The following is a 25,634-nucleotide window of genomic DNA, read 5'->3' as shown; positions in this document are numbered from 1 at the left end:
GTGACGATTTTAGCATGCCGATCGAAAACGAGCGCAAGTTTGTCCTGAACGAGCAGGCCACGGGTCTGGAAGCGGAACTCGGTGCGATGCAAGGCGTCTCGCGCCACCTGCTGCGCCAAGCCTATCTCGACGCACCGGGTCTGCGCATCCGCTCGCTCGAGGGCGAGGGCAAGACCGACCACGTCTTCACCTACAAGCGCACCATCGACGGCCAGGTCGTCGAGATCGAGACCGGCCTCAGCGCCGTCGACTTCGGGCGGCTGTGGACGCAGCGCAAGGAGACGCTGGTGAAGGTCCGCTATTCGTGGACCGAGGGCCCTTACCACTGGGATGTCGATTTTTTCAAGCGCGACGACGGCTCGACCTACTTCGCGATGGCCGAGGTCGAGATGCCGGAGGAGCAGAGCGAGCCGCCGCCGCTGCCGTCCTTCCTCGCGAAGCACCTCCTGATGATCGCGCCCGCCCTCGACCCCCGCTTCACGTCGAAGCGCATCGCCGACCAGGCACACGCCACGAAGCTGCTTGCCGACATCAGGGCGAATAAAGAGGTCGCCTAAGCTTTGCGTGGCCGGTTGCGCGGCAGGGTGACGAGCGGCCACGGGTCGGGGAACTGGCCGACGGGGCAGTCGATCAGGAGGGGCGCGCCCTTGGCGATGCCGCGCGAAATGGCGCTGCCCAGCTCGTCTGGCGAGCCGACGCGGACCGCGTCGACGCCGAAGCTTTCGGCCAGTTTCACGAAGTCGGGGTTGCGCAGTTCGGTGGCGATCGTGCGGTTGTTGAAGGATTGCTGCTGGATGCGCCGCACGTTGCCGAAGGCACCGTCGCTGAAGACCACGGCCACGACGCCGATTCCGTGCTGGGCCGCCGTCGCCATCTCCATGGCGGTGAACATGAAGCCGCCGTCGCCGCTGATCGACAGCACAGCGGTGTCCGGCCGTGCGACCTTGGCGCCCAGCGCGGTGGCGTAGCCCCAGCCCAGGGTGCCCTGATAGCCGGGTGACAGGAAGGTGCGCGGCTTGTAGGTCGGCCAGGCGAAGCGGGCCGCATAGCCCATCTGTGTCAGCTCATCGACCAGGATGCCGTCGTCCGGCAGTGCCTTGCGCATCGCCTCGAGGTAGGCGATCTGCGGCGCGAGCGTCTCGTGGATCTTCTTGGTGGCCGCCGCCTTGATCCCGGCGACATGCTCGGCCCGGCCGCTGTGCTTGCGGGCACGCTTTTCCAGGTACTCGGCCAGCAGCTTCAGAGTCGCTGTCGCGTCGCCGACGATACCGATTTCCGGCTTGCGATGGCGGTCGAGTTCCTCGCTGTCGGCATCGATGCGAACGATCTTCAGCGTGTCGTCGAGGCCCCAGTTCTGTTGCGGCGGCTGCAGGCGCGTGCCGACCGCGAGCACGACGTCGGCCTCGCCCCAGAAGCGGTAGCCGGCCGGCGCGGTGATCGAGAGGCGATGCCGTCCGTCGATCACGCCTTGGCCCATGCGGCCGGTCATCACCGGCGCGTCAAGCAGCTCGGCAATGCGCTGGACGTATTCGCCAGCACCCTGGGCGCCTCCACCGACCACGATCATGGGTTGCTCGGCGCCGCCCAGCAACTTGGCGGCACGCTCGACGGCCTCCTCGTCGACCGGGCAGGGATCGGCGGTCGCGGCCGTGCCAATCAGCTCGACCGGCGCGCGCCGTGCCCAGGTGTCCATGGCGCATTCCAGCGCGACGGGGCGCTGGCGTCCCGAGAGAAGCCGGCGGAAGGCCTCGTTCACCAGGCCGGGCGCGGCGCTGGGTGAGGGGATGCGGTCGGCCCATTTGGTGAGACCGCGCATGATGGCGAGCTGGTCGGGCAGTTCGTGCAGCAGACCGACGTTGCGGCCGATCATCGACTGCTGGATCTGGCCCGTCAGCGCCAGCACCGGCGCATTGACGGCATAGGCCGTCGCCAGCGCCGCCGTCGTATTGAGGAAGCCCGGCCCGGGCACCACGACATAGGCCGAGGGCTTGCCGGTCGCCATCGCGTGGCCGAGCGCCATGTAGGCGCAGGCCTGTTCATGGCGGGCATGGATCGGCCGGATGGCGTTGGTGCGGTCGTAAAGCGCGTCGAAGAACGGATCGTTCTGAACGCCGGGAAGACAGAACAGGGTGTCGATGCCGTTCACTTCCAGCATCGACAGGACGGTCTGGGCGGTGTTGAGGGTCTGCATGATCCTCAGTGTACACGCCTGGGACAGGGCGCGCGCTAGTCGACGCGCGCGCCGGAGGCCTTGATGATCGGCGCGAGGCGGGCCTCCTCCGAATCGCGGAAGGCTGCGGTTTCGGCCGGCGAACGCCAGATGGCAATCGACGCCTGCTCGAAGAACTTGGCCTTGAGATCCTCGCTCTCCAGCGCCTTCTTCGAGAGTTCCGACAGTCGCGCGACGATCTCGGGCGGCAGCTTCGCGGGTCCGGTCAGTGTGGTCCACGAACTGATGTCGAAGCCTGGCAGGGTCTCGGCGATCGCCGGCACGTCGGGCACCACGGGGCTGCGCTTCGCGGAGGTGACGCCGAGCGCCCGAACCTTGCCGGGGCGCGACTGGGCCAGTGCGCCGGGGATGTTGTCGAAGATCATCTGGATCTGTCCGGCCAGCAGGTCCTGCATCGCCGGGGCGGCGCCGCGATAGGGGACGTGGACCATGTCGACCTTGGCCATGATCTTGAACAGCTCGCCGCAGAGATGCAGCGTCGTGCCGGAGCCGGCGGACCCGTAGGAATATTTGCCGGGGTTCTTGCGCAGCAGCTCGATCAGCTCCGCCACCGTCTTCACCGGCAGGTCGAGATTGACCACCAGCATGTTGGGCAACTGCCAGATCGTCGAGATGAACGTGAAGTCGGTCTTCGCGTTGAACGGCAGCTTGGCGTAAAGCGTTGGCGAGATGGCGTGGCTGGCGATGCCGCCGAGGCCAAGCGTGTAGCCGTCGGGCGGCGACTGGGCGAGCGCGTCCATGCCGACATTGCCGCCCGAGCCGCCCTTGTTCTCGACCAGCCATTGTTGGCCGGTCAACTCCGTCATCTTGGCGCAAAATATGCGCGACAGCGTGTCGGTGGCGCCACCTGCCGGATACGGATTGATGTAGCGCACCGTCTTATTGGGATAGGTACCCTGGGCCGACACGATCGCTGGGGCAGCCAGCGTGCTGGCGGCGATTCCAGCCACGACAGTGCGGCGTCCGATCGGACGCATCTTGAGTGTCATTATTGGTTTCCTCCCTTTTGACGCAGGGAAGGTGCCAAAAAACACCATCGGCGTCGATGGGGCGGCCTTGAAACCGACACCCGGATGAAACAAAAGTCGTGCCAACGGGGACTTTCGCCTGTCGGGTGCGCAACGGCTTTGGGGGCCGCCGCACTTCATGAGGAACGGTCATGTGGGGTTTTGAGCGTGGGGAAGCGGCGCGCGTCGTCGCACACAGTGCCGTCATCGCGGCTTTGTGCGCCGTCGTCGTGACTCCGGCGGTGGCACAACCGAAGCCTGCCGGCCCACCGCCAACGACGACCGCCCCAGCAGCCCAGCCTCCGCAGCCGCCGGCAGCGAAGAAGCCGGGCGAGCCCTCGGAAGCGGACGTCTGCTACGGCGTGACCGGCGCCGATGCGCCGACGAAGGTCGCCGCGTGTACCGAGGTCATCGACAAGGGGCTGGTGAGGGGCGGCGCCCTGGCGCTCGCCTATCTCCATCGTGGCCTGTCGGTGAGCGGACCGGACACGGATAAGCGCTCCAAGGCTGACTTCCGGACGGCGATCCGGATGTACAACGACGCCATCATGGCGCAGCCGCTGAACCCGCACCTCTACATGCAGCGGGGTGTCGTCCATCAGACAATCGGGGAGGCTGACCGCGCCATCATCGACTACAGCGATGCGATCCGGCTCGCGCCGCGCGAGACCCTGCCGCTGATCAATCGCGGGGTCGTCCTCTATCTGCGCAAGGACAACAACGAGGGCGCGATCGCCGACTTCAACGCGGCCCTCAAGATTAACCCGAAGGAGATCAGCGCCTGGACGAACCGCGGCATCGTCTACCGGCGCAAGGGCGACCTCAATCAGGCGATCGCCGACTTCACGACCGCGATCAAGCTGCTGCCCGAGAAGATCGCGCCAGTGTCGTTCTCCCAAGTGCATGACACGATCACCAGCCAGCTCGACAGGTCCCCGCAGCAGGAGGCCAACCGCATCGCCCTGCAGGCGGCCTTTGCCTACCTTCAGCGCGGCCTCGCCTGGTACGACAAGAGCGACTACGACAAGGCGATCTCCGACTTTTCCGAGTCGATCCGCCTCAATCCCCGCGACCCGGCGCCCTATGTCGGGCGCGGCGCGTCGTACATGTACAAGAACGACGCGAAGCAGGGGATCGCGGACTTCAGCGAGAGCATCAAGCTTAAGCCCGGTCAGGCCTTCGCCCACATGCAGCGTGGCATTGCCTATCACCGCATCGGCGATTCGGACCGGGCGCTCGACGACTACACGATCGCGCACGACCTGACGCCTAAGGATCCGGGGCCGCTCGTCAACCGCGGCATCCTCTACTACACGAAGAAGGGCAAGTTCGAGGAGGCGGTCGGGGACTTCGACCAGGCCCTCAAGCTCAACCCGAAGGAGATCAACGCCCTCATCAACCGTGGCGTCACCTGGCGGCAGCGCAATGATCCCGACCGCGCCATCGTCGACTTCAACGAGGCGGTGCGGCTCGGCCTGCAGACCGCCAACATCCTGAAGCTCACCCAGAAGGACAAGGACGGCAAGCGGGATCCGGCCACGGCGCAGATCGCCGACCAGGTGGCCAATGCCTACTACCAGCGCGGCATGGCCCTGATCGACAAGCAGGAATACGAGGCGGCCGTCAAGGATTTCGAATCGGCGCTGGAAATCAACGAGAAGGAGCCGCGCGCCTTTCTCGGCCGCGGTGCGGCCTATCTCAAGATGGACAAGGCGCAGGAGGCGGTGGTCGACCTCGACCACGCGATCCAGCTGGCACCCGGCATGGCCTTCGCGTTCTTCGAGCGCGGCGCCGCCTACCATCGCATCGACGACTACGACCATGCGATCGAAGACTACACCTCGTCGATCGCCATCGATCCCAAGGAACCGCTGGCCTACATCAACCGCGGTATGGCGCAGATCTTCAAGAACCGGCTCGACGCCGCCATCGCCGATTTCGATACCGCGCTCCTCATCAGCCCCGACGATATCAATGCGCTGATCCAGCGTGGCTTCGCCTATGGTCTCAAGAAGGACTATCCTCGGGCGCTCGCCGGCATCAACGACGCGTTGCGCCTGTCGCCCGGCAACCCGACGGCGCTGTACTATCGCGCCCAGGTCCTGGTCTTGCGGGGCGATGTCGCCCGCGCCATCGAGGACTATTCCCAGGCGCTGCGCGTCGATGTGAAGAATCCGCGCATCTACGCCAGCCGCGCCAACCTCTACAGCAGCATGGGCGAATACGACAACGCGATCGAAGACCTGAACAACGCGATCCGGCTGCGGCCGCGCGACGCCAATCTGTACCTCAACCGCGGCATCGCCTTCTTCAACAAGGGTGAATTGGCCAAGGCCCTCGCCGACTACGACGCGACGCTGAAACTCGACCCGAAGATGAGCCCGGCGTTGAACAACCGCTGCCTGACGCGGACGGTGATGGGGGCCAGCCTCGACGAGGCGCTGGCCGACTGCAACGAGGTCCTGCGGCTGGTGCCGAACGACCCCTATGCCCACGACAATATCGGGCTGATCTATCTCAAGCAGAAGCAATACGACAAGGCGATCGCCGAATACGACGCATCGCTCAAGGTCGACCCACAGCGCGCCCGCGCCCTCTACGGACGCGGTCTCGCGAAGTCGCTCAAAGGCGAGGAACCTGCGGGCATCGCGGACATGTCGGCTGCCAGCGGTATCCAGCCGAGCATCTCGAACGAGTTCGCGAGATACGGCGTGAACTGACCCGTTCAAGCGGCCGGCGCGCCAGGCGGCCGGGGGATCAGTATTGCCCGAAATGATCTCCTGAAGCGTCGCGCTTTTGCATACAGTGTACACACTGCATCGCCGTCGTGCGGCGCGACGATGCGCTTGGTGGCTGGCGTCTTCGGAGTGTTGATGATGAATCGCGATACGGTACTTGTCACCGGGGTGGAATGATCGGGGCCGCGGTGGTGCGCGACCTGATTGCCGAGGAGCATCGAGAAGTAGTGGACCTCACGGCGCCGGTAGAAACTCGTCTGTTCATCGGGAGTGGTTTCGCAGTTCTCGCCGATGTCTTCTCGTCCGTATTGAATCGGTACTTGTTTCAGCCCTAAGAAGGAACAGGAGCGGCGCGACTGCGTGCGTTCCCAATTTCAAGGGGGAAACGACATGTTCTTCAACGACTACATCGCATCCACCGACCTCATCGCCATCGCGGCGGTGGTGATCTTCGGTCTTCTCGGACTGGTGCGACGCCAGCGCGTGTGGCTGGTCGCTGCGACGATCGTGCTGGTGATCTGGGCCGTGATCCGTTTCATCCGCCCGTTCTGACGCTCCGGCTACGGCCGGCGGTGAAGCTGGCGATCGACAGCCGGCAACGATCGGCCGTCGGCGGCGCTCATCGTCAAGAGCGATGCCGACGCCGAGCTACTCCGGGCGAGGAGGGGCGGTGCCTAGACGACGAACAGTCCGTCGGCGTCCGTTCGAATGGATATCACGAGATCCTGGAAGTCGTTATCGCCCCACGACGACGGCAGATCCTCGAAGCCGAGCGACATTTCCAGGCCTCCCTGGGAAGTTCCCGAGAGGACCTGAACCATGTCGCCGGGATTGAGCGTCGAGAAGGTGTGGAAGATGACCGCGCCGTCGAACGACCCGCGCGAATCGCTGAACAGGACAGGCGGCAGGCCGGCATCGAGCGTGGCCGGATCCGCCGAGCCGGGCGCGCGGAACGAGAGATCGTCGGGCAGGTCGCCCAGCCGGTTGTAGCCGTCCTGGATCAGGAAAAATCCCAGCCGCGTCTCGGCCCCGGGTGTGAGCTCGACGGTGCGGGCGTCCATCGCCACGTTCAGCGTGTTGGCGAACAGGATGTGGACATCGCCGAGCACGCCGTTGTCCGTCACCTCGTAATAGCCGAAGGAATTGGCGAAGGCCGAGATCGCCGACTTGAAGTCGAGCGTGAAGGTCACCGAGCCGTCACCCTCGAGATAGGCGTCGCTAGCGATGCCATTGATGAACGACGACACGACCTGCACACCCTCCTGCAAGGTCGGCAGGAAGTTCACATAGGTGAACGTCGTGTGCGCGTCCGCGCCGATTCCGCGCGCCGCCGCGATGAAATCGCCGCCCTGGAACGTACCGCCGAGGCTCACGGAATTCGCGTCGGCGGTGAGCGTGGCGTAGGTGAAGTCGTCATCGTATTCGATGCTGAGGCTCGAGCGGCCGACGAGCGAGCGCAGCACATCGACCGAGTGCCCCGTTGCGAACCCGCTGATCACGTCGTTCGTGATGTCGGTCCAGGTGTCGCGGAGCGTGTCGGTCCCATCGCCGAACTCGATGAAATCTCCTTCAGCTCCGCCTTGCAGGATGTTGGTTCCGAAGCCGCCCCTCAGCTGGTCGATGCCGGCGCCGCCCAAGAGCAGGTCGTTGCCGTCCCCGCCGTCGAGGAAGTCGCTGCCGTTCCCGCCGATGAGCGTGTCGTTGCCGGCCTCACCCTGCAGGAAGTCGTTGCCGTCATTGCCGGTCAGCGTGTTGTCGAGAACATTGCCGATGATTGTGTCATTGCCGCTGCCGGCGATCAGGTGGCTGATCAGCGACCGTGTGTCGTCGCCAAATTGCAGCGCGTTGTAGACGTTGCCTTGGGCGATGAAGGGCGCCGGGCTGGGGAGGGCGAGTGCGGAATTCAGGTCGGCGAGCTGCTCGCGCGAGAAGGTGAGCCACCGTCCCGGGCGCAGGTCGTCATGCTGGTCCTCGTCGAAGTTGCTGAGGTCGTAAGTCGAGAGCGCGCCCTGCGTCCACACGGTCGAGAAGATCTTGTTTGCCGCCGTCACGCCGGTATCTGGCGCGGGAGCGCCGTTTATGGACTGCTGTCCCGTGGTCTCGTCCCAGGTGTAGAGCGACGTCGTGGCGACCTTGTCGAAGTTCGCACCGTAATAGGCCTGCAGTGCCGCGATGTCGTACATCATGTAGCTTTGCGGCGAGGATCCCAAGTGAGCCTCGGTCGCCGTGCTCGTGTTGGCACCGATATAGCTCGCGTAGGTCATGACGGAGAATTCGTTATCGTTCGTCTCCACCGACAGCGCGCCGTTATAGTCCGGATCGTGCCCGTGCTTCAGGCCCAGCGCGTGACCCATCTCGTGCATGATCGTGTTGAAATGGTCCGTCCCGTAGAAATCCGCCGGGGGGCGGCCATTGGTGCTGAGCCAGTTGTCGCCGGATTCGCGGGCATCCTGGGAAGAATAGGGACCGGGGTTGGCGGGAAAGGCCGCCTGCGAGCTGCCGCTGGTTATTCCGGAGAAGCGCAGCGTCGCATCGACGGCCGACGCTGAGTCGGCCTCCTCGAACTGGAGATTCGTGTACGACTGGACGAGATTCATGGCGGCGAGGGCGGCCGCCTGTTGGTTCGCGCTCGCTTCCTGGAACTTCGCGAGCAACGCCGTGTCCGGGTACCCACCCGGGACACCCTCGGTGTAGTCCGAGACCTCGGTGGGGAAGGCGTACTTCACGATGGTCGCGGGCGTGCTGCCACCCAGCGTGGTGACCCAGTGATAATCCATCAAGAGGGCGCGGACGTTGGGGTCGTCTATCCCGCTCGAGTCGAAACCGCCGCCGAACAGGCCACCCTTGGGCGTGGTGAGGTCGGTCGGCGGCGTGTCGTTGTCGTCTTCCGGACCGTCATCGGGTGTACTGGCCATGTCGATCGAACTCCTCGTTCAAACGGCTGAGATCGCCACCTTATGGCCAATGAGCGTAGCGCCGCGCAACATCGACGATGGTTTGAAATCTTACCGTCGCTGGAGTTCGGGAGGCTAAAATCTTGCACTGCAAAAGACTTGCATCGCTCAAGTATGTCGGGCCGTGGTCGCAACGCTCTCCACTCAAAATGTCAGTTTGGCTTGAAGGCCCAACACCAGGGCGTTGGGAATCGTCGTCACGCCATTGGGCCGGATGACGTACTGGACGTTCGGCATCAACGAGAACCATGGCGTGACCTGGGCGCGATAGTTGAGCTCGATGGTGGTTTCTGCCGACTGAACGCCGACCGATCCCGGCGCACCTGCGTTCGCGGCATTCTGCGCCGCGGCCAGAGTGCTGCTCACCTTGCTGTAGCTGACCGCCAGGCCGATCGAATCGTCGTCGCGGCCGGCAAAGGTCCCTCTCAGCAGAAGCCCGAGCTGCCCGATATACTCGAGCATCGCCGTGCCGGGGGCGCCATAGGCGATGACGGCAAAGGCCGTCAACCCGCGGTCCGTTCCGGGCGCCGTGCGGTAGATCATCTGGTCGGCCTGGCCATAGAAGCCCCAGCGGCCGCGGGCCGTGGCCTGCGGGCCGCCGGGCGGCGACCCGAGGTACGGCACGTCGGACGTATCGTAGTAGCCGCCGAGCCTGTAATGGCCCTTCAGCCCGGCGCTGCCGAGACGTGGCTGCCAGCCCAGCTGGGCCGGCATGATGACGCCGGTGGCGCCGGAGATCCCGAGCTTAAAACCGTTGGCCGGTGCCGCCAGCGTCGGGTTGACCTCGTAGACGCCGGTCTGGAAATAGATTTCGTCGGAGAGACTGACCTTCGCCATGCCGCCCCAGCTACCGGTCGGATAGATGGTGAAGCCGCTGTTCACGACGATCGCGATCTGTCCGCAGAAGCCGTTGTTCTGGAAGTAGCAGTAGATCGGCGAGGTCGCGAAATCGTCGGAGGCGTGCAGCCAGCCGAGCTTGATGCGGAGGCGGTCCTCCAGCAGCAGCTGCTCGTATGACAGTTGGGCCAGCCGCACGTTCTGTCCGGCGCCGTATATCTCCTGCACGGAGATGTAGCTGCCGATGGCGTTGGCCGCCAGACTCTGTCCGGCGCGCTGGGTGAACGTCACGTGGAGACTCGCCTTTGGAACGCCGATCAGTTTTTCGAGATCGAAGTCGGCGCCGGCGTCGATTTGTTCGGTATAGGCCGCGCCCTGCCGCAGTCCGCCAACCGGATTGACCGCCGATTCCGCGATGTGGTGGCCGCGCAGCGTGATGCCCTTCGCTTCGAGATCGCTTCGCGTCCCGCGCCAGTCCCCGGTCATGTACTGTCCTTGCAGCCACGACGACAGGCCCGGTTCTGTCGCTTCCGGTGCGTCGGCGCGCGCCGGTCGGCTCTGCATCGCGGTCGCCCCCAGAATCGCCCACCACAAAGCGACCACGGCACCGCGGAGTCGTCTACCCGACATTGCCCGACTCATCCTTGGACTGACGCCGACGAGAGCATGTCAGCGAAGGCTCGATCTTTCATACCTTCTTGTCCGCCAGAATGACCGCAATGGGTCACCATTGCACGCCGCTCCCCCGAAGGACGGCAGCGAGTGTGTCCCTCGGTGCTTTGCCCAGCGATGACTTCCCAGCCCCGAAAACCGACCGCGGACATTGCGGCGGCGCCTGCCGTCGTTTTCGGAGTTTCTGGCCCGGCACGGCGACGAGACCGAAGCAATCGAAGGCGACTCGGCGAGCCTTCTGAACCCGAGCGATCGCCACGAGGCCTTCCGTCGTCGACACGACGTCAGCGTCTGAACGTGAATGGGATCTTTCAAGCCTTCAGGAAGGCGAGTCGCTCATCCGTGCGGCCCGGCGCGACTGCCAGGATCTCGGCGCGGACCACGCCCTCGGCGACGAACGGGTCGGCCTGCACCCGAGCCTCGATCGCCGCGCGCGACTCCCCGTGCGCGAGGATCATACCGCCTCCCGCCGGCTGCAGGCTGCCGACCAGCAGGAACACGCCGTCGTCGAAGCCGCGTTTGATCCAGGCATTGTGGCCGTCCATCAGCGGCGACGCCTTGCCTTTGTCGGCGAAGCGAAGAGTAATGGCGAACATGACGGCTCCTTCAGGCTGAGCGGCGGGACCGGCCGGAGGCGGCCCGACATTGGGCTTTGAGCCAGCACTCCATGTCCGCCACTTCGCGGCGGATGAAGCTCTCGTCGCGGAAGGCGGTGGCGAGTGCCGCGACTCCCTGGCTGCGCATCAGCAGGTGCAGGGCCAGCGCATCGGCATCCGCTGCGTGCCCCAGCGCGGCGAACTGCCGGGCGAGCCATTCGCGAAACACCGAGAAGAGGGCGGCCGCCTGGCTGCCGGCGGCATGGTCGAGCTTCGCCAGCTCGTTGCACAAGGTGCCGACCGGGCAGCCGTGCGCCATGATCCGGGTGCGGTTGGCGATCAGCATGTGCACGAAGCTGAGGATCCGACCGGCCGGTGACGCCGCATCGCTCTCCCAGCCCTCCAGCAGGGCGATCGTGTTCGCCCGGCGCTGCGCGATCACCGCGCCCAGGATCTCGTCCTTCGTCTTGAAGTGGTAGTAGAAGTTGCCCCGGGACAGCCCGACTTGCTTTGCTATGTCAGCGAACGACGTCGCCTCGAAGCCGCGCTCATAGAAGAGCCGGTCCGCCACCTCGACGATCTGCTGCCGCGTCTCGCTCGCGCTCATGCTTGCCCGTTGGACGATTGACCTAACCATTAGGTCGATTGTCCTAGATTGTCAAACAGCCCTGTCGAAGGCAGGACCTGTGGAGCATCGGCAAGCGACCGGTGGTAGGCGCGGAAATGGCGGAGGGGGTGGGATTCGAACCCACGGTGGGCGTGAACCCACGCCGGTTTTCAAGACCGGTGCCTTAAACCGCTCGGCCACCCATCCACGAGGCCGCTAAATGGCCGGTAACTGGCGGTCTTTTAGCGGATGCCGGCTCGGAACAAAAGCCGAATTGGTCACCAACGACGGCCCCGGGCCGATCGCGGCATTGATGTTCTCGGGGTTCGCGATCGCGCTTCCCCCGCGGCTGTCCGGGGATTGGAAGCACTGATGCCACGCTCGACATCACCGTGGTTCGATTTGGGCGAACCAATAGCCGCCGGCATAGGTTCCCGATATCGATCGGCCATTGAGCTTGCCGACGTAGTCGAGCCGATCGTGACCTCCCAGGTTCCGGTGGGCGATGATCGTTTCCCCGTCGCGCTCCACCGTCACGGTGTACGTCACGATCGAACCATTTGGCAGAGTCATGGCGGCATCGAACTCGTTGGTATCCCGTCGTCGGATCCACGTGCCGCGCCAGATGTCTTCCTCCACGAACCAGGCATTTCCGGGGGGCAGGGTGTCCTGTCCGTGCCGTTCGCTCGTAACGGGACCGATCGCCCTGGAGTAGAACGCCACGGCCTTTTGTGTGAGGCGACCCACCGGACCATTCCGAAGAGCTTCTGGGCCCACATCGGCGACCTTGGCGACTTCGAAATAGGCATAGGTGAACGGCACCTGAACGAGAGCGAACGCCAATGTGGCGCAGGCTGTCGGCAACAGCCATGTTGCGCGTGGCGCCGGCCGAACAGTCTCCATGTAGAGCGTTGCTATCAACACCGTGAAGACCGAGGCAACGAGAAACCTGGAGAGGTCCCAGGCAATCGTCAGGAGCAGGAGCGGCCCGGCGGCGGACAAAGCGAGGACGATCATCGCCGCCATCTGTCGTCTTGCCGTCGCATACACGCCGATGATCGCTAGAGCCGGGAGCGTGAAGAAGGCAATCGCCGCAAGCACGTTGACTGGATAGTTCCGGTATTTGATTGCGATCATCACCAGATTCGTCAGCAGGGTCTGCCCGAACTGCTGAGCGATGGCTTCCTGCTTGTCCGGATCCGGCAAGGGCGAAGCCGACATTTGTGCGATCGCAATCTCTTTGGAGGCGAAGAGGTATATGCAGACGACGCTCGCCAGAGGCAGTGCCAGCACGATGCCACGCCGCAGACTGCGCTCTTCCCACAGGCCGACGACAATCACGGGCAACCAGTAGAAGAGGAAGCCTTCGTGGATGAACGGCCCGATCGCACCGGCGAACGCGACGAGCGCGTAGCGGCGGCCCGCGAGGGCGGCGGTGGCAGCAACGACGAGAAGGAATACGAAGACATCCAGGAAGCCCACGTCGTAGGCCAGCGTCGGCATGAACTGGGAGGCCAGGAAGACGGCGAACAGTCCAGAGAAGAGGAAGTCGCGGCGCCTCAGTTCGATCGTCATCACCCAGCACAGGAGAGACAGGAACAGGACGGCGACGAGCGGCCAGTAATAGGCAAGAAGGATGGAACGGATCGCCCTCAGGTCACCCTGAGGCAGAAACCAGGACCACACCTCGCCGACGAGCCCCCTCCGGATCAGGCCGACTTCATAGTTGATGACATAGTAACTGAATACATGTGGATTGATGACGCTGGCAGATCCTCGAACTATGCCGAGAACGCCGAGTGCCACAAGCAGAGCCGAGACGAGAGCGATCGCGCTCGGATTGGCAACCCAGCTCGTGCCGGTGGTGGCAGACTGAATGACAGAGCGCAAAGCGGGGGGGCGGTGACGGGTCATCGAAGGCGTAGGCGGACGCTACACGCCCCCCATCCCGACTCCATCACAACAAGCAAAAGATTCCTTCGAGTCGATCACCACGAATCTTGGACGCATTCGAGTTCAGAGGAAGTGACGTGAAGCTGCTCCTGGGCCGGCCTTAGCGATGGACGTCTCGGCGGGACCTGATGGGCTTGGCACGGCCTCGATTGCAACAAAGCGGATTCTACCGTAGCGGCAGCACATGGCGGACGATTTTTGCCTGATGCACGACGACGAGCTGGGATATGTGCCGAAGCCCGGATTTCGCGGCAGCGGGGCGGGCGGCTGGCCCGTGACGATCGACGCCGATGGCTTGCGCAGTTGCGGCGAGCTTCCCTGGGCCGCCGAGGGGCCGGCGCTTCTCGCCGTGGGGAATTCCTACACGTTCGGCGAGGAAGTCGGCGATGCGGAGACTTGGCCGGCGCAGCTTCAGCGGCTGAGCGGGCGCCCGGTCCTGAACGGCGGCGTGTCCGGCTACGGCTTCGACCAGATCGTTCTTCGCGCCGAACGCCTCGCCGCCCGGCACGCGCCGTCGATGGTGGTCGCAGGCTTCATCGCCGACGACATCCGGCGCACCGAGATGCGCCGGGTGTGGGGGCGCGACAAGCCGTGGTTTGACTTCGAGGACGACCGGCTCGCGCTCGCCGGCGTGCCGGTGCCGGAACGCCGGCGGCGCGCGCCACCGTGGCTGCGCCATCGCCTCGACCGTGTTGTGATCGGCCTGCCGGCGTCGCTTCAGCAGCTCTTCGGTTACCATGTGAGGCGGCACGCTGCGGGCCAAGGGCTGCGGATCGCCCTGCATCTGATCGCTCGCCTGGCGCAGCTCGGTGAGCGGCACCGATGCCGTGTCGTGCTGCTGGGGCAGTATCATCCGCAGATCTGGCTCGACCGGACGTTTGCCGCGGAGCAGCGGCGGGTGACCCAACTCGTCCTCGAGCGTGCGCGCGGCGCCGGCCTCGCGACCGTCGATACATTCCCGCGATTCGCGATCGAGCCGGCAGCAGCCTCGTTCTACGTCAACACGCACCTGAACGGGCGCGGCAACGCGATGGTCGCCAGCCTGCTGGCCGCGCGGCTCCCCGACCTCTCCTAGCGGCCGTTCAGCCGCCCTGTTCGCGCCTGAGCGCTTCGCGACGCAGCATCGCGCGCCATTCGGCGGGAGACACGCATTTGTGGGCATGGACCCCGACCTTGCGCAGCGCGGCGTCGCGCTCGTCGGGCCCGTAGCGATCCTTGCCGTTGACCGGCAGCGCCCAGGCCCAGCCGGCCGAGACCATCTTCTCCTGAAGGTCGTCTTCGCCCGCGAAGCACTGGGCGACCGGCGGGCGGGTCTTGCGGTCGGGATCGACCAGCCGGCAGGTCACGGGGCGGCCGGCGATGAACTCCTCAAGCGCCTTGCGGGCGAGCGCCCCGGCCCGCCACTGGCCGTCGTCGCAGGTCTGGCTGCGCTCGGGCGCGTCGATGCCGAACAGCCGCACGACCTGCGGCCCGAACTTCACCGTGTCGCCGTCGACCACCGTGAAGCGTGGCTTCGGCGCCGGCGGAACGACCGTGTCGTCGTCGGAGGACTGGGCGGCGACGCCCGTCGCCATTGCCAGGACGGCGAGCGCTGAGAGAAGGGCGAGGGGAGAGCGGGCGGCTTTCAACGGTGGGAACCTTGCGGGGCTGTTCGTGCGCCCGGCTTATAGCACGCGGGCCGCGCCGTCGATTGACCGGAAGTTGGATCGTCGTCAGTCTTCGTGAAAAGAACCAAGACACAGGAAACGCCGTCGACATGGATTTCTCCTTCTCGGAACAGCACGAGGCCGTGCGCGAGACCGTCAGGCGCCTGTGCCAGTCGGAGCATCGGAAGCTGGTGGCGGCGGCCGAGGAGGACGAGGTCCTGCCGCGCGAAGTGTTCGCGCGCTGGGGCGAACTCGGCCTGCTGGGCGTCCGCTATCCCGAGCGCGACGGCGGCAGCGGCCTCGACAAGGTGAGCGACTGCATCGTGCGCGAGGAACTGAGCTACATGAGCCAGGGCTTCGCCTCGAGCTGGTCGGCGCACAGCCACCTGGGCATCTGGCCGATCTGGAAGGCCGGCACGGAGGCACAGCGCCAGTGCTTCTTCCAGCCCGCCCTACGGGGCCGCAAGATCGCGGGCTTCGCGCTCAGCGAGCCCGACGGCGGCTCGAACATCCGCGCGTTGCGGACCCGCGCCGAACGGGCGTCAGGCGGCTGGAGGCTGCGCGGCAGCAAGCTCTACATCACCAACGCGCCGATCGCCGACTTCCTGCTGGTCGCGGCGCGCACCGCGCCGGAACTGAGTGGCGACGCCATCAGCCTGTTCATCGTCGAGCTGCCGGCCGCAGGCATGACCATCGAGAAGCTGCGGAAGGAGGGCATCCGCGCCTCCGAAACCGGCCTGATCCATCTCGACGACGTGTTCGTCCCGGACGATTGCCTGCTGGGCGACCGGCTCGGAACCTATCCGGTGATTCTGGAGTCGCTCAGCGAGAACCGGGTCGGCGTCGCGGCGAACGCACTCGGCATGGCGCGGGCCGCCTTCGACGCCGCCACCGCCTATGCGCGCGACCGGCTGGTCGCCAACAAGCGCATCGGCGACTACCAGGCGATCGGCCACAAGCTCGCGGAGATGTCGGCGCAGATCGAGGCGGCGAGGTGGCTGGTCTACTACGGCGCCTGGCGGGTCGACCAGAACACGCTGGATTCCGCGACGGCCGCGCGGGTCAAGCTGATCGCCAGCGAGACCGCGGTCGCCGTCAGCGAGCAGGCGATCCGCATCCATGGCGGTGCCGGCATCATGCGGGAATATCCGGTGGGCAGAATCCATCGCGACGCGCTGGTCTACGTGATCGGCGAAGGCACCAGCGAGATCCAGAAGAACCTGATCGCCCGCGACCTCGGCTTCAGATTCTGACTGCATCAAGAAGAACAAAACGCGAGACAGGGGAGAAAGCTCAGAGGGCCTCTCACTGCTTACCGCGTTCGCAACCGCCGTCGGCGTCACGCTCGCCGCGCCCGCAATGCCACATCAAGAGTGCTTACCAGCTCGACGTGACGCATGTGCCCTACAAGTCGACGCCGCTGGCGCTGGCCGACTTGCTAGCGACACGTCCAGATCATGGCTGGTGACCGCCCTCGCGCTGGCCCTCGCATTGGCGATGATCCGCGCGAGGAAGGTGCGGATGGTCGGCATGGCAACCGCGCAGCCATGCGCTGCTGCCCGACGTGACGACTTCTCCGAACAGGGGCTGGTCGCTGAACAAGGAGCTGGTCAGGCGCCTTAGGCGGCCTGACCCGCTTTCGACCGGACGGGCAGCCGCCAGTTCGGCCGCACGAAGTGGCAGGTGTAGCCGTTGGGAATCCGCTCGAGATAGTCCTGATGCTCGGGCTCGGCTTCCCAGAAGTCGGACGCCGCCGTCACCTCGGTGACGACCTTGCCCGGCCACAGGCCCGACTCGTCCACGTCGGCGATCGTATCCTCGGCCACGCAGCGCTGCTCGTCGCTCGTGTAGAAGATCGCCGAGCGGTAGGAGGTGCCGCGGTCGTTGCCCTGGCGGTCCAGCGTCGAGGGATCGTGGATCTGGAAGAAAAACTCCAGCAGCTGGCGGTAGCTCAGCCGCGACGGATCGAAGACGATCTCGATCGCTTCGGCATGGCCGTCATGGTTGCGGTAGGTGGCATTGGCGACGTGGCCGCCGGTGTAGCCGACCCGCGTCGACACCACGCCAGGCATGCGGCGGATCAGGTCCTGCATGCCCCAGAAACAACCGCCGGCCAGTACTGCGCGCTCTTGGCTCATTTCACGTCCTCCACCTGGTCGAGATAGGCCCCATAGCCCGCCGCCGCCATGTCCTTACGGTGGATGAAGCGGAGCGAGGCGGAATTGATGCAGTAGCGCAGCCCGCCGCGGTCGCGCGGGCCGTCGGGAAAGACATGGCCGAGATGGCTGTCGCCATGCTTCGACCGTACCTCGATGCGCAGCATGCCGTGCGAGCTATCCTTCAGCTCGGCGACATTGGCGGGCTCGATCGGCTTGGTGAAGCTCGGCCAGCCGCATCCCGATTCGTACTTGTCGGAGGAGGCGAAAAGCGGCTCGCCCGACACGACGTCGACGTAAATGCCCGGCTCCTTGTTGTGCAGCAGGGCACCGGTCCCGGGGCGCTCGGTGCCGCTCTCCTGCGTGACGTACATCTGTTCGGGCGTGAGCTTCGCCAGGGCTTCGGGAGTCTTCTTGTAAGTCTGCATTTCGCGCTCCTGTCGCAACGTGCCTTCGGAAGAAGAATATAGGGAGCGGGGGACGCCCTGTCAGGGGGCGGTCGTCGTCATCGCTGCCGCTGCAGGTAGTCGATCAGGACACGGAGCTTCGGCGCGATGTTCCGGCGGCTGGGATAATAGAGATAGAACCCGGCGAAGCTGGGGCAGTACTCCTCGAGGATCGGCTCGAGTTCGCCGCGGGCGATCAGGGCACGAAAGCTCTCCTCCATGCCGAAGGTGATGCCGGCGCCGGCGACCGCGAGCTTGATCATCAGCGCCATGTCGTTGGTGGCGAACCGCGGCGCGACGGCGACGCTGAACTCCTTGTCCTCCTCGGCGAATTCCCAGCGGTAGGGTGCGGCCTTCGGCGCGGGCCGCCAGCCGATGCAGGTGTGCGACGGGAGATCGGCCGGGTGTCGCGGCACGCCGAAGCGCCGGCGGTAGGAGGGGGCGCAAACCGCCAGTTGGCGCTCGTCGCCCGCCACCGGCACGGCGATCATGTCCTGCTCGATCACTTCGCCCAGGCGGACGCCGGCATCGTAGCCCTCGGCCACGATGTCGATTGCGTCGTCGGTCACGGTGACGTCGAGGTCGACCTCGGGGTTGGCTTCGGCGAAGCCCGCCAGAAACGGCCCTGCGAGGAAACGTTCGGCGATCGAGGAGACAGCGAGCCGCAACCGGCCGCGCGCCTGGCCCTGCACGGCGGCGGTCTTCTCCAGAGCGGCGCGCATTTCGGCCACAGCCGGGGCGATCTGCAGATGCAGCCATTCGCCGGCCTCGGTCAGGCTGACGCTCCGCGTCGTGCGCAGGACCAGCGCGATGCCGAGGCTGCTCTCGAGGCGTTGGATCGTTTGGCTGACCGCCGAACGGGTCACGCCAAGCCGGTCGGCGGCCGCCTTGAAGCTGCACTCCTCGGCCACCAGGGCGAAGACGGACAGCGCGTTCAGATCAGGCTCCATTGGTTAGAAGACCTTTCCAGACTGGTAAGGGATTGTCGTCTTATCGCGACAATCACTCAGGTCCATGTTCCGGGCAAGCCAACCGCCCAGAGCGAAAGGACCCCATCATGTCTCTCGATAAAGTCGTTCTCGTCACCGGCGCCTCCAGCGGGATCGGTGCCGACATCGCCCGCGAACTGGCTGCGGCCGGGGCAAAGGTGATGCTGGGCGCGCGCCGCCTCTGCCGCCTGGAGGCGCTCGCAGGCCAGCTGATCGCCGCTGGCGGCGAGGCCCGTGTGTGTCCGCTCGACGTCACCGACCGGCAGAGCGTCGAATCCTTCGCCGAGGCGGCGCGTGCGGCCTGGGGGCGGGTGGATGTGATCGTCAACAATGCCGGCGTGATGCCGCTGTCGACCATGGCCTCGATGAAGGTCGCGGAATGGGAGCGCATGGTCGACGTCAACATCAAGGGTGTTCTCTACGGCATCGCGGCCGTGTTGCCTGAAATGACGGCGCGCGGCTCGGGTCACGTCGTCAACATCGCCTCGATCGGGGCCCTTCAGGTTTTCCCGGCCGCCGCCGTTTACTGCGCGACCAAGTATGCGGTCCGCGCGATTTCGGACGGGCTGCGGATGGAGAACGACAGGATCCGCGTCACCTGTATTCATCCCGGCGTCGTCGAAAGCGAGCTTGCCGACACCATCACCGACCCGGTCGCCGCCGAAGCGATGAAGGCCTTCCGCAAGATCGCCCTCAAGCCCGACGCGATCGCCCGGGCCGTCCGCTTCGCCCTCGAACAACCCGACGACGTCGACGTTAACGAGATCGTCGTACGCCCCACCGCCACGACGGGAGGATGAGACATGACCGTGCAATCGATGTTCGGGCCGATCGCCGCCGCCTTGTTCGTTGCCGCAACCGCCGCCCCGGTCGTCGCGCAGACGGTCGAGGAGCGCCTGAAGCGCGGCGACGCCGTAATCCGCGACCTCAATCGCGGCCAGCCCCAGCCGGCGCTGGAGCGCATGCGCCAGGAGTTCCCCTTCCTCGCCGAGGCGACTGAGGCCTACGCGCTGGGCGATGTCTGGGCGCGGCCCGGGCTCGACGGCCGCACACGCCAGCTTGCGGCGGTGGCGGCCTTCGCCGCGACCGGCCAGCTGCCCTTCATGAAGGTCCATGCCGGCTACGCGCTCAACGTCGGCGTGTCCGAGGAGGAGCTGAAGGAGATCATCTACATGATCACCGTGCCGGCGGGCATCTCGCGCGCCATCGCGGCCTCACAGGTGCTTTCCGACCTCTTCGCCGAGCGCCGGGATGCGAGGAGGCCGCAATGAGGGCCATACGCCTTCTCACGCTCGCACTCGCCATCAGCAGCTCCTTCATCCTCGCGACCGGAGGTCATGCCGAAATGGCAACCCACTCCTATGTTGGCATGTGGGTGACGGCCGATGGATACGTCCGTCACAACCTGTTGCCCGGCAAGCGCTATGACGAAGCGCGCGGCACGCGCGAGAGCGCTTATCGTGGACGCTACGAAGTCAGCGGGACCCGGATCGAATACTGGGACGATACCGGCTTCACGGCCGACGGCATCTTCGTCGACGAGGACACGCTGCATCACGGCGGGATGATTCTATATCGCCGGAAGTGACGATGGCAGGGCGGGCGAGGTCGCCATAGTGTGCGCAAGATTGGCCGGCACAGGGTTGACGCATCCCGTGAGGGCAACGACCAACCAGCGGACGCTTCATGATCACTCGCAGACTCCTCTGTGCCGGCGCTACCCTGGCGCCCCTGACCGCCTCCGGGCCTGCCTTAGCCCAGGGTGACGGGCGGTTTCCCGTGGCCTGGCTGCAGGGGATCCGCCAGGAGGCGCTGCGGGCGGGCGTCGACAAGGGCACGCTCGACGCCGCGCTGGCCGACATCCGCGAGGTTCCGAAGGTGATGGAACAGGCGCGCAACCAGCCCGAGTTCAAGATGACGTGGGAGCGCTATCAGGGTCTCGTCGTCTCCGACGAGCGCATCAAGCGCGGCCGCGCGCTGCTGGCCGAGAACCGTGCCGCGATCGAACGTTTCGCCGGGCCGGCGGGCCTGCCGCCCCAGGTCGCGGTGGCGCTGTGGGGCATCGAAAGCAACTACGGCACGCGGCTTGGCGACTTCGAGGTGGTGGAGGCGCTGGCCACGCTGGTCCACAACAACTTCCGAGCCAAGTTCTTCCGCGAGCAGCTCATCGCCTCGCTGAAGATCCTGTCGCAGGGCCATATCGGCCTGCACGCGATGAAGGGTTCATGGGCCGGCGCCATGGGCCAATGCCAGTTCATCCCGACCAGCTTCCTCGCCTATGCCGCCGACGGCGACGGCGACGGCCGCAAGGACATCTGGACCAACAAACTCGACGTTTTCGCCTCGATCGTGAACTACCTGCGCAGGGTCGGCTGGCGGCCTGGACTGCGCTGGGGCGACGAGGTCTCCCCCGGGACGCAGGCTGGCGGCGGCGGACGCATCGTGCGGCCGGCAGGAGCGGGCGGCCCAGCCTACCAGACGACCGAGAATTTCAAGGTGATCCTGCGCTGGAACCAGTCGGATTTCTTCGCCCTTGCGGTGGGTCTCCTGTCCGACCGGATTGCGGCCTGACCGGCGCGGTGGACGCGACCAAGCAGGCCGCTCCCGCCGCGGGCCGAGATGATGTATGATGTGAACATCATGCCGCTAGCATTGGTAAAATTGGGATTTCCCCTGTCCGGCGCGCTTCGGCTGTGCGGGGCGGCAGCGCTGCTGGCCAGCCTTGCGGCCTGCGGTTCGTCGAGCAAGGGCGGGGGCGGAACTCCCGGCAGCGGCGTCGCCCAGCGCGGCACTTACAAGGTCGGGCAGCCCTACAAGATCGACGGCGTGACCTACACGCCACGCGAGACCTTCACCCTGAGCGAGACCGGCACCGCCTCCTGGTACGGCCCGGGTTTCCACGGCAAGTCGACGGCCAACGGCGAGCGCTACGATCAGGCCGACCGGACGGCGGCCCATCGCACCCTCCAGATGCCGGCTATCGTGCGCGTGACCAACCTCGAAAACGGTCGCAGCACGGTGGTGCGCGTCAACGATCGCGGCCCCTTCGCCCGCAGCCGTGTCATCGATCTGTCGCGCACGGCGGCAGAGGAAATCGACATGGTCGGCAAGGGCACGGCCCGGGTCCGCGTCGACCAGCTCCAGGCCGAGAGTCTCGCGGTGAAGGACGTCGCGCTGAGCGGCGGCGGTCCGGCCGAGCAGCAGCAGGCCGTGGCCCAGTTGGCGGGCGGCAGCCGTGCGGCGCCGGCCCCGGTACCCACGCCGCCTCCGACGCCCGTGCCGGCCCCGGTACCGGCGGCAGCGCCGCTGCCGCCGCCGATCATGCAGGCCTCCTACGAGCCGCCACCCGCGCCCGCAGCTCCCGCACAGACCGTGTATGCGCCGCCACCGCGCAATGTGCCGTTCGGCGCGCCGAGATCTGCGTCGGGCGACCTTCCGCCCACGATCGCGTCGCTGTCGGCAACGACCAGCACGGCCACGCCGTCGTCGCAGCTCAGTGGTTTCTTCGTGCAGGTCGGTGCCTTCTCGACCCATGAAAATGCCGAACGCCAGCGCAGCGCCGTGCGCAGCTACGGCAACCCCGAAATTTCCCAGGTCTCGGCCAGCGGACGCGATGTTTATCGCGTGCGGCTGGGGCCCTATACCACTCAAGATGCCGCCGGCATTGTCGCCGACCGGCTCAAGCGTTCAGGCTATGGGGATGCCCGTGTGGTCGCTGAATAGGCTCAATCGCGCCGCACTGGCGCTCCTCGCCGTCGCCAGCCTGGCCGGTCTCTCGCTCACGGCCTCGGCGCAGCAGGATACGCCGCGCAAACCGCCGGCCCAGTCGCAGAAGCCTCCGGTCAAGCCGCGTGCGCCGGCTGCCGCCAAACCCGCCCCGAAGGAAGCGGCGGCCCCCAAGGTGGAATCACTGCCACCGTCGCAGGTCGGCATCGGCACGCTGGCGCGTCATGCCTTCATGGTCGATCCGCAGACCTCGACAGTGCTGCTGTTCAAGGACGCCGAGACGCCGATGCCGCCGTCGTCGATGTCCAAGATGATGACCATCTACATCATCTTCGACGAGCTGGCGGCCGGCCGCCTGAAGCTCGACACGCGGTTTCGCGTCAGCGAGAAGGCGCGCAGCATGGGCGGCTCGCGCATGTTCCTTGAAGTGGGTTCGGAACCAACGGTCGAGGACCTGATCAAGGGCATCATCATCCTCTCGGGCAACGATGCCTGCGTGGTGATCGCCGAGGGACTGGCCGGCAGCGAGGACGCTTTCGCCGAGCGCATGAACAAGCGCGCCAAAGAAATCGGCATGACGAAGACGGTTTTCAAGAATGCCTCGGGCTGGCCCGCCGAGGGCCAGTACACGACCGCGCGCGATCTTGCTGTATTGGGCTGGCACACGATCGACAACTACCCACAGTACTACAAGTACTATTCGGAGACGAACTGGACCTACAACAACATCCGGCAGGAGAATCGCAACCGCCTGCTGAAGCTTACGCCGGGCACCGACGGGCTTAAGACGGGCCATACGGAAGAGGGCGGCTACGGGCAGACCACCTCGGCAGTGCGCGACGGGCGCCGCCTGATCCTGGTCGTCAACGGCCTGACCTCGATGGCCGAGCGTGCGCAGGAGACGGCGCGCCTGATGGAATGGGGATTTCGTGAGTCGACCAACATCACGGTGTTCCGGGGCGGCGACATGCTGGTCGAGGCGCCGGTCTGGCTCGGCGCACAGGAAACCGTGCCGCTGGTCATCCCCAAGACCGTCCAGCTCACCGTGCCGACCGGGCAGGGCGCCGCGCCGCGCGCCGTCGCGCGCTTCGACGGGCCGATCGCGGCGCCGATCGTGAAGGGCACGAAGATCGGCACCGCCGTCGTCACGCTCCCGGACAACCGCACCGTCGAATACCCATTGGAAGCCGGCGCGGACGTGCCGCGCATGGGCGTGTTCAGTCGGGTCGCCACGATGCTGCGGCATTACATGTTCGGCTGGATGTCGTGACGGAGCGCACGCTGGGGCGTTTCATCACGCTGGAGGGCGGAGAAGGGGCCGGCAAGTCGACCCAGATCGCCCGCCTCAAGCAATGGATCGAGACGCGCGGCCACGAGTGCATCGCCACGCGTGAACCGGGCGGCGCGCCCGGCGCCGAGATGGTGCGCAAGCTCCTCGTCGAAGGCCCGGCGGAGCGTTGGGACGGCGTGACGGAAGCGCTGCTGCATTTCGCGGCACGCCGCGAACATCTGCGCACGACGGTATGGCCCGCCATCGCGAACGGCACCTGGGTCGTGTCGGACCGCTTCGCCGATTCGACGATGGCCTATCAGGGCTACGGCCACGGCATCGACCGGGCGATGCTGGGTGCGCTTTATGACATGACGGTGGGCGATTTCCGTCCCGATCTCACCTTGATCCTCGACCTGCCGGTCGAAGCTGGCTTGGCACGCGCTGCGGCGCGTCGCGGCAAGGAAACCCGCTACGAATCGCTGCCGGTCGCGTTCCACGAGCGCGTCCGCGCCGGCTTTCTCGACATCGCCGCCGCCGCCCCCGAGCGCTGCGTCGTGATCGGCGCCACCGCCGGCATCGACGACATCGCCCGCTCGATCGCCGACGTGCTCACGACGCGCTTCGGGGCCTGAGACTTGGCGCGGGCGAAGACGCCTTCCGATCCGGCCGAGCTCGAGAGGCTCGAATGGCCCTATGGGTGGCCACCGCCGTGGCGCAATGATCGGCTGGTCGGGCACGAGCAGGCCGAGCGGACCATGCTGGCGGCGCAGCAGAGCGGGCGGCTGCACCATGCCTGGTTGCTGACGGGGCCGCGCGGCATCGGCAAGGCGACCCTGGCCTGGCGCTTCGCGCGGTTCCTGCTCGCGGGACAGGACCAGGGCGGCCTGTTCGGCGGCGCGCCTGAATCGCTCGACGTTCCGGCGGACGCGCCGGGTCGGCACCTGGTCGATGCACGCTCGCATCCCGACCTGTTCCATCTGCGCCGCTCGCTGAACCGCGACACGGGACGCATGCGCGCCGAGATAGCCGTGGACGACGTGCGCGACCTCGGCGGCTTCATGCACATGACGCCGGCGATGGGAAAGGCGCGGGTCGCCATCGTCGATGCGGCCGACGAGATGAACCGCAACAGCGCCAATGCGGTGCTGAAGATTCTCGAGGAGCCGCCGCCCAATGCCGTGCTGCTGATCGTGGCGCATGCGCCCGGAAGGCTGCTCCCGACCATCCGTTCGCGCTGCCGCAGGCTGACGATGCAACCATTGTCCGAGGACACGGTGGTCGATCTGCTCGGTATCCACGCGCCGGACACGAAACCCGAGGAGAGAAGGGCGCTCGCCCGGCTCGCCGAGGGCAGCATCGGGCGGGCGCTCGAACTCGGGGCGGCGGGCAGTCTCGACCTCTATCGCGAGATGGTCGAAGTGCTGGCCACCCTGCCTGATCTCGACATGCCGCGGCTGCATGCCTTCGCCGAGCGATTTGCCAAGCGCGGCGAGGAGGCCAATGCCGACTGGCGTTCGCTCAACTACCTGTTCGACGGCTGGCTGAAGAGCCTCCTGCGTCAGGCCGCGCTCGCCACGGAAGCTGCACCCGTCGTGCCGATGGAAAGCGGCCTGCAGGCGCGTCTGCTTTCGACTGCGAGCCCCGATCGCTGGATGGCGGCATCGGAGGAGGTGGCGAACCTGTTCGCGCGGGCCGATGCGGTGAACCTCGACCGCAAGCAGACCGTGATGGGCAGTTTCCTGAAGCTGCAATCGGCAACGCGATGAGCGCGCCATCGCGGCCCCGACTCTTGATCCCCGAGGGG

Annotated in this window: 24 protein-coding genes and 1 tRNA gene; 13 read left to right on the top strand and 12 right to left on the bottom strand. The window is 66.1% G+C overall.

Going from position 1 to position 25,634, the window contains the following annotated elements:
* The first annotated feature begins 14 nt into the window (after window positions 1-14).
* Window positions 15-557 (top strand): hypothetical protein, encoded by a 543-nt coding sequence (locus ACT6UX_RS05130; protein WP_444774056.1) that lies wholly within the window; start codon window positions 15-17, stop codon window positions 555-557.
* On the opposite strand, the gene ACT6UX_RS05125 is transcribed toward ACT6UX_RS05130, so the two are convergent.
* Together ACT6UX_RS05125 and ACT6UX_RS05120 are read right to left on the bottom strand one after the other, a co-directional pair.
* The gene (locus ACT6UX_RS05125) at window positions 554-2,191 is read right to left on the bottom strand and encodes a thiamine pyrophosphate-dependent enzyme (protein ID WP_444774055.1); all 1,638 of its coding nucleotides are present in this window, start codon (window positions 2,189-2,191) and stop codon (window positions 554-556) included. The genes ACT6UX_RS05130 and ACT6UX_RS05125 overlap by 4 nt on opposite strands.
* Before the next feature lie 35 nt (window positions 2,192-2,226).
* Window positions 2,227-3,219 carry a Bug family tripartite tricarboxylate transporter substrate binding protein gene (locus ACT6UX_RS05120; protein ID WP_444774054.1) on the bottom strand — a complete coding sequence of 331 codons (993 nt, stop codon included), beginning with the start codon at window positions 3,217-3,219 and terminating at the stop codon, window positions 2,227-2,229.
* Window positions 3,220-3,389: 170 nt separating this feature from the next.
* On the opposite strand from ACT6UX_RS05120, the gene ACT6UX_RS05115 reads away from it, so the two are divergent.
* The gene (locus ACT6UX_RS05115) at window positions 3,390-5,957 is read left to right on the top strand and encodes a tetratricopeptide repeat protein (RefSeq protein WP_444774053.1); all 2,568 of its coding nucleotides are present in this window, start codon (window positions 3,390-3,392) and stop codon (window positions 5,955-5,957) included.
* Window positions 5,958-6,365: 408 nt separating this feature from the next.
* On the top strand, window positions 6,366-6,527 hold the full coding sequence (locus tag ACT6UX_RS05110; protein ID WP_444774052.1) for a hypothetical protein: 162 nt from the start codon (window positions 6,366-6,368) through the stop codon (window positions 6,525-6,527).
* Window positions 6,528-6,649: 122 nt separating this feature from the next.
* On the opposite strand, the gene ACT6UX_RS05105 is transcribed toward ACT6UX_RS05110, so the two are convergent.
* The 6 genes from ACT6UX_RS05105 to ACT6UX_RS05080 form a co-directional block, all read right to left on the bottom strand.
* Window positions 6,650-8,890: a DUF4114 domain-containing protein gene (locus ACT6UX_RS05105; protein ID WP_444774051.1), complete on the bottom strand. Its 2,241-nt coding sequence runs from the start codon at window positions 8,888-8,890 to the stop codon at window positions 6,650-6,652.
* Window positions 8,891-9,073: 183 nt separating this feature from the next.
* Complete coding sequence (locus tag ACT6UX_RS05100) at window positions 9,074-10,396, bottom strand: carbohydrate porin (protein WP_444774050.1); 1,323 nt, start codon at window positions 10,394-10,396, stop codon at window positions 9,074-9,076.
* Between the two features lie 353 nt (window positions 10,397-10,749).
* Entirely contained in the window at window positions 10,750-11,034 is a 285-nt protein-coding gene (locus ACT6UX_RS05095; RefSeq protein ID WP_444774049.1) for a YciI family protein, read from the bottom strand.
* 10 nt (window positions 11,035-11,044) lie between these two features.
* On the bottom strand, window positions 11,045-11,641 hold the full coding sequence (locus ACT6UX_RS05090) for a TetR/AcrR family transcriptional regulator (RefSeq protein WP_444774048.1): 597 nt from the start codon (window positions 11,639-11,641) through the stop codon (window positions 11,045-11,047).
* 117 nt (window positions 11,642-11,758) lie between these two features.
* A tRNA-Ser gene (locus ACT6UX_RS05085) sits at window positions 11,759-11,848 on the bottom strand.
* A 180-nt stretch (window positions 11,849-12,028) separates the two neighbouring features.
* On the bottom strand, window positions 12,029-13,555 hold the full coding sequence (locus tag ACT6UX_RS05080) for a hypothetical protein (protein ID WP_444774047.1): 1,527 nt from the start codon (window positions 13,553-13,555) through the stop codon (window positions 12,029-12,031).
* 244 nt (window positions 13,556-13,799) lie between these two features.
* On the opposite strand from ACT6UX_RS05080, the gene ACT6UX_RS05075 reads away from it, so the two are divergent.
* Window positions 13,800-14,669, top strand: a complete 870-nt coding sequence (locus tag ACT6UX_RS05075; protein WP_444774046.1) for an SGNH/GDSL hydrolase family protein — start codon at window positions 13,800-13,802, stop codon at window positions 14,667-14,669.
* A 7-nt stretch (window positions 14,670-14,676) separates the two neighbouring features.
* Here the strand turns inward: ACT6UX_RS05075 and ACT6UX_RS05070 are convergent, their stop codons facing one another.
* Complete coding sequence (locus ACT6UX_RS05070; protein ID WP_444774045.1) at window positions 14,677-15,222, bottom strand: thermonuclease family protein; 546 nt, start codon at window positions 15,220-15,222, stop codon at window positions 14,677-14,679.
* 128 nt (window positions 15,223-15,350) lie between these two features.
* Between ACT6UX_RS05070 and ACT6UX_RS05065 the strand changes: the two genes are divergently transcribed.
* Window positions 15,351-16,493: an acyl-CoA dehydrogenase family protein gene (locus ACT6UX_RS05065; RefSeq protein WP_444774044.1), complete on the top strand. Its 1,143-nt coding sequence runs from the start codon at window positions 15,351-15,353 to the stop codon at window positions 16,491-16,493.
* Window positions 16,494-16,859: 366 nt separating this feature from the next.
* Here the strand turns inward: ACT6UX_RS05065 and msrA are convergent, their stop codons facing one another.
* From msrA to ACT6UX_RS05050, 3 genes are all read right to left on the bottom strand, one after another.
* A complete protein-coding gene (msrA, locus tag ACT6UX_RS05060; protein WP_444774043.1) occupies window positions 16,860-17,378 on the bottom strand; it encodes a peptide-methionine (S)-S-oxide reductase MsrA in 519 nt (172 codons plus the stop codon).
* Complete coding sequence (msrB, locus tag ACT6UX_RS05055) at window positions 17,375-17,824, bottom strand: peptide-methionine (R)-S-oxide reductase MsrB (RefSeq protein ID WP_444774042.1); 450 nt, start codon at window positions 17,822-17,824, stop codon at window positions 17,375-17,377. The genes msrA and msrB overlap by 4 nt, the downstream gene beginning before the upstream one ends.
* Window positions 17,825-17,901: 77 nt before the next feature.
* A complete protein-coding gene (locus tag ACT6UX_RS05050) occupies window positions 17,902-18,792 on the bottom strand; it encodes a LysR family transcriptional regulator (protein WP_444774041.1) in 891 nt (296 codons plus the stop codon).
* Window positions 18,793-18,899: 107 nt separating this feature from the next.
* On the opposite strand from ACT6UX_RS05050, the gene ACT6UX_RS05045 reads away from it, so the two are divergent.
* From ACT6UX_RS05045 to ACT6UX_RS05010, 8 genes are all read left to right on the top strand, one after another.
* The gene (locus ACT6UX_RS05045) at window positions 18,900-19,631 is read left to right on the top strand and encodes an SDR family oxidoreductase (RefSeq protein ID WP_444774040.1); all 732 of its coding nucleotides are present in this window, start codon (window positions 18,900-18,902) and stop codon (window positions 19,629-19,631) included.
* Window positions 19,632-19,634: 3 nt separating this feature from the next.
* A complete protein-coding gene (locus tag ACT6UX_RS05040) occupies window positions 19,635-20,102 on the top strand; it encodes a carboxymuconolactone decarboxylase family protein (protein ID WP_444774039.1) in 468 nt (155 codons plus the stop codon).
* Entirely contained in the window at window positions 20,099-20,419 is a 321-nt protein-coding gene (locus ACT6UX_RS05035; RefSeq protein ID WP_444774038.1) for an Atu4866 domain-containing protein, read from the top strand. The genes ACT6UX_RS05040 and ACT6UX_RS05035 overlap by 4 nt, the downstream gene beginning before the upstream one ends.
* Before the next feature lie 98 nt (window positions 20,420-20,517).
* Window positions 20,518-21,402 carry a lytic murein transglycosylase gene (locus tag ACT6UX_RS05030; protein ID WP_444774037.1) on the top strand — a complete coding sequence of 295 codons (885 nt, stop codon included), beginning with the start codon at window positions 20,518-20,520 and terminating at the stop codon, window positions 21,400-21,402.
* A gap of 69 nt (window positions 21,403-21,471) precedes the next feature.
* On the top strand, window positions 21,472-22,554 hold the full coding sequence (locus tag ACT6UX_RS05025) for a septal ring lytic transglycosylase RlpA family protein (RefSeq protein WP_444774036.1): 1,083 nt from the start codon (window positions 21,472-21,474) through the stop codon (window positions 22,552-22,554).
* Window positions 22,538-23,827, top strand: coding sequence for a D-alanyl-D-alanine carboxypeptidase family protein (locus tag ACT6UX_RS05020; protein ID WP_444774035.1), 1,290 nt, complete (start codon window positions 22,538-22,540; stop codon window positions 23,825-23,827). Before ACT6UX_RS05025 ends, ACT6UX_RS05020 begins: the two co-directional genes overlap by 17 nt.
* Entirely contained in the window at window positions 23,824-24,462 is a 639-nt protein-coding gene (gene tmk, locus ACT6UX_RS05015) for a dTMP kinase (protein WP_444774034.1), read from the top strand. Before ACT6UX_RS05020 ends, tmk begins: the two co-directional genes overlap by 4 nt.
* Window positions 24,463-24,465: 3 nt before the next feature.
* Window positions 24,466-25,596, top strand: coding sequence for a DNA polymerase III subunit delta' (locus tag ACT6UX_RS05010; RefSeq protein WP_444774033.1), 1,131 nt, complete (start codon window positions 24,466-24,468; stop codon window positions 25,594-25,596).
* The last annotated feature ends 38 nt before the right edge of the window (window positions 25,597-25,634 follow it).

The sequence above is a fragment of the Reyranella sp. genome (genome assembly GCF_052439685.1).
In the GTDB taxonomy this organism is placed as follows: Bacteria; Pseudomonadota; Alphaproteobacteria; order Reyranellales; family Reyranellaceae; genus Reyranella.
The sequence above is the reverse complement of the archived record's forward strand: the minus strand, read 5'-3'. Positions and strand labels throughout refer to the sequence as shown.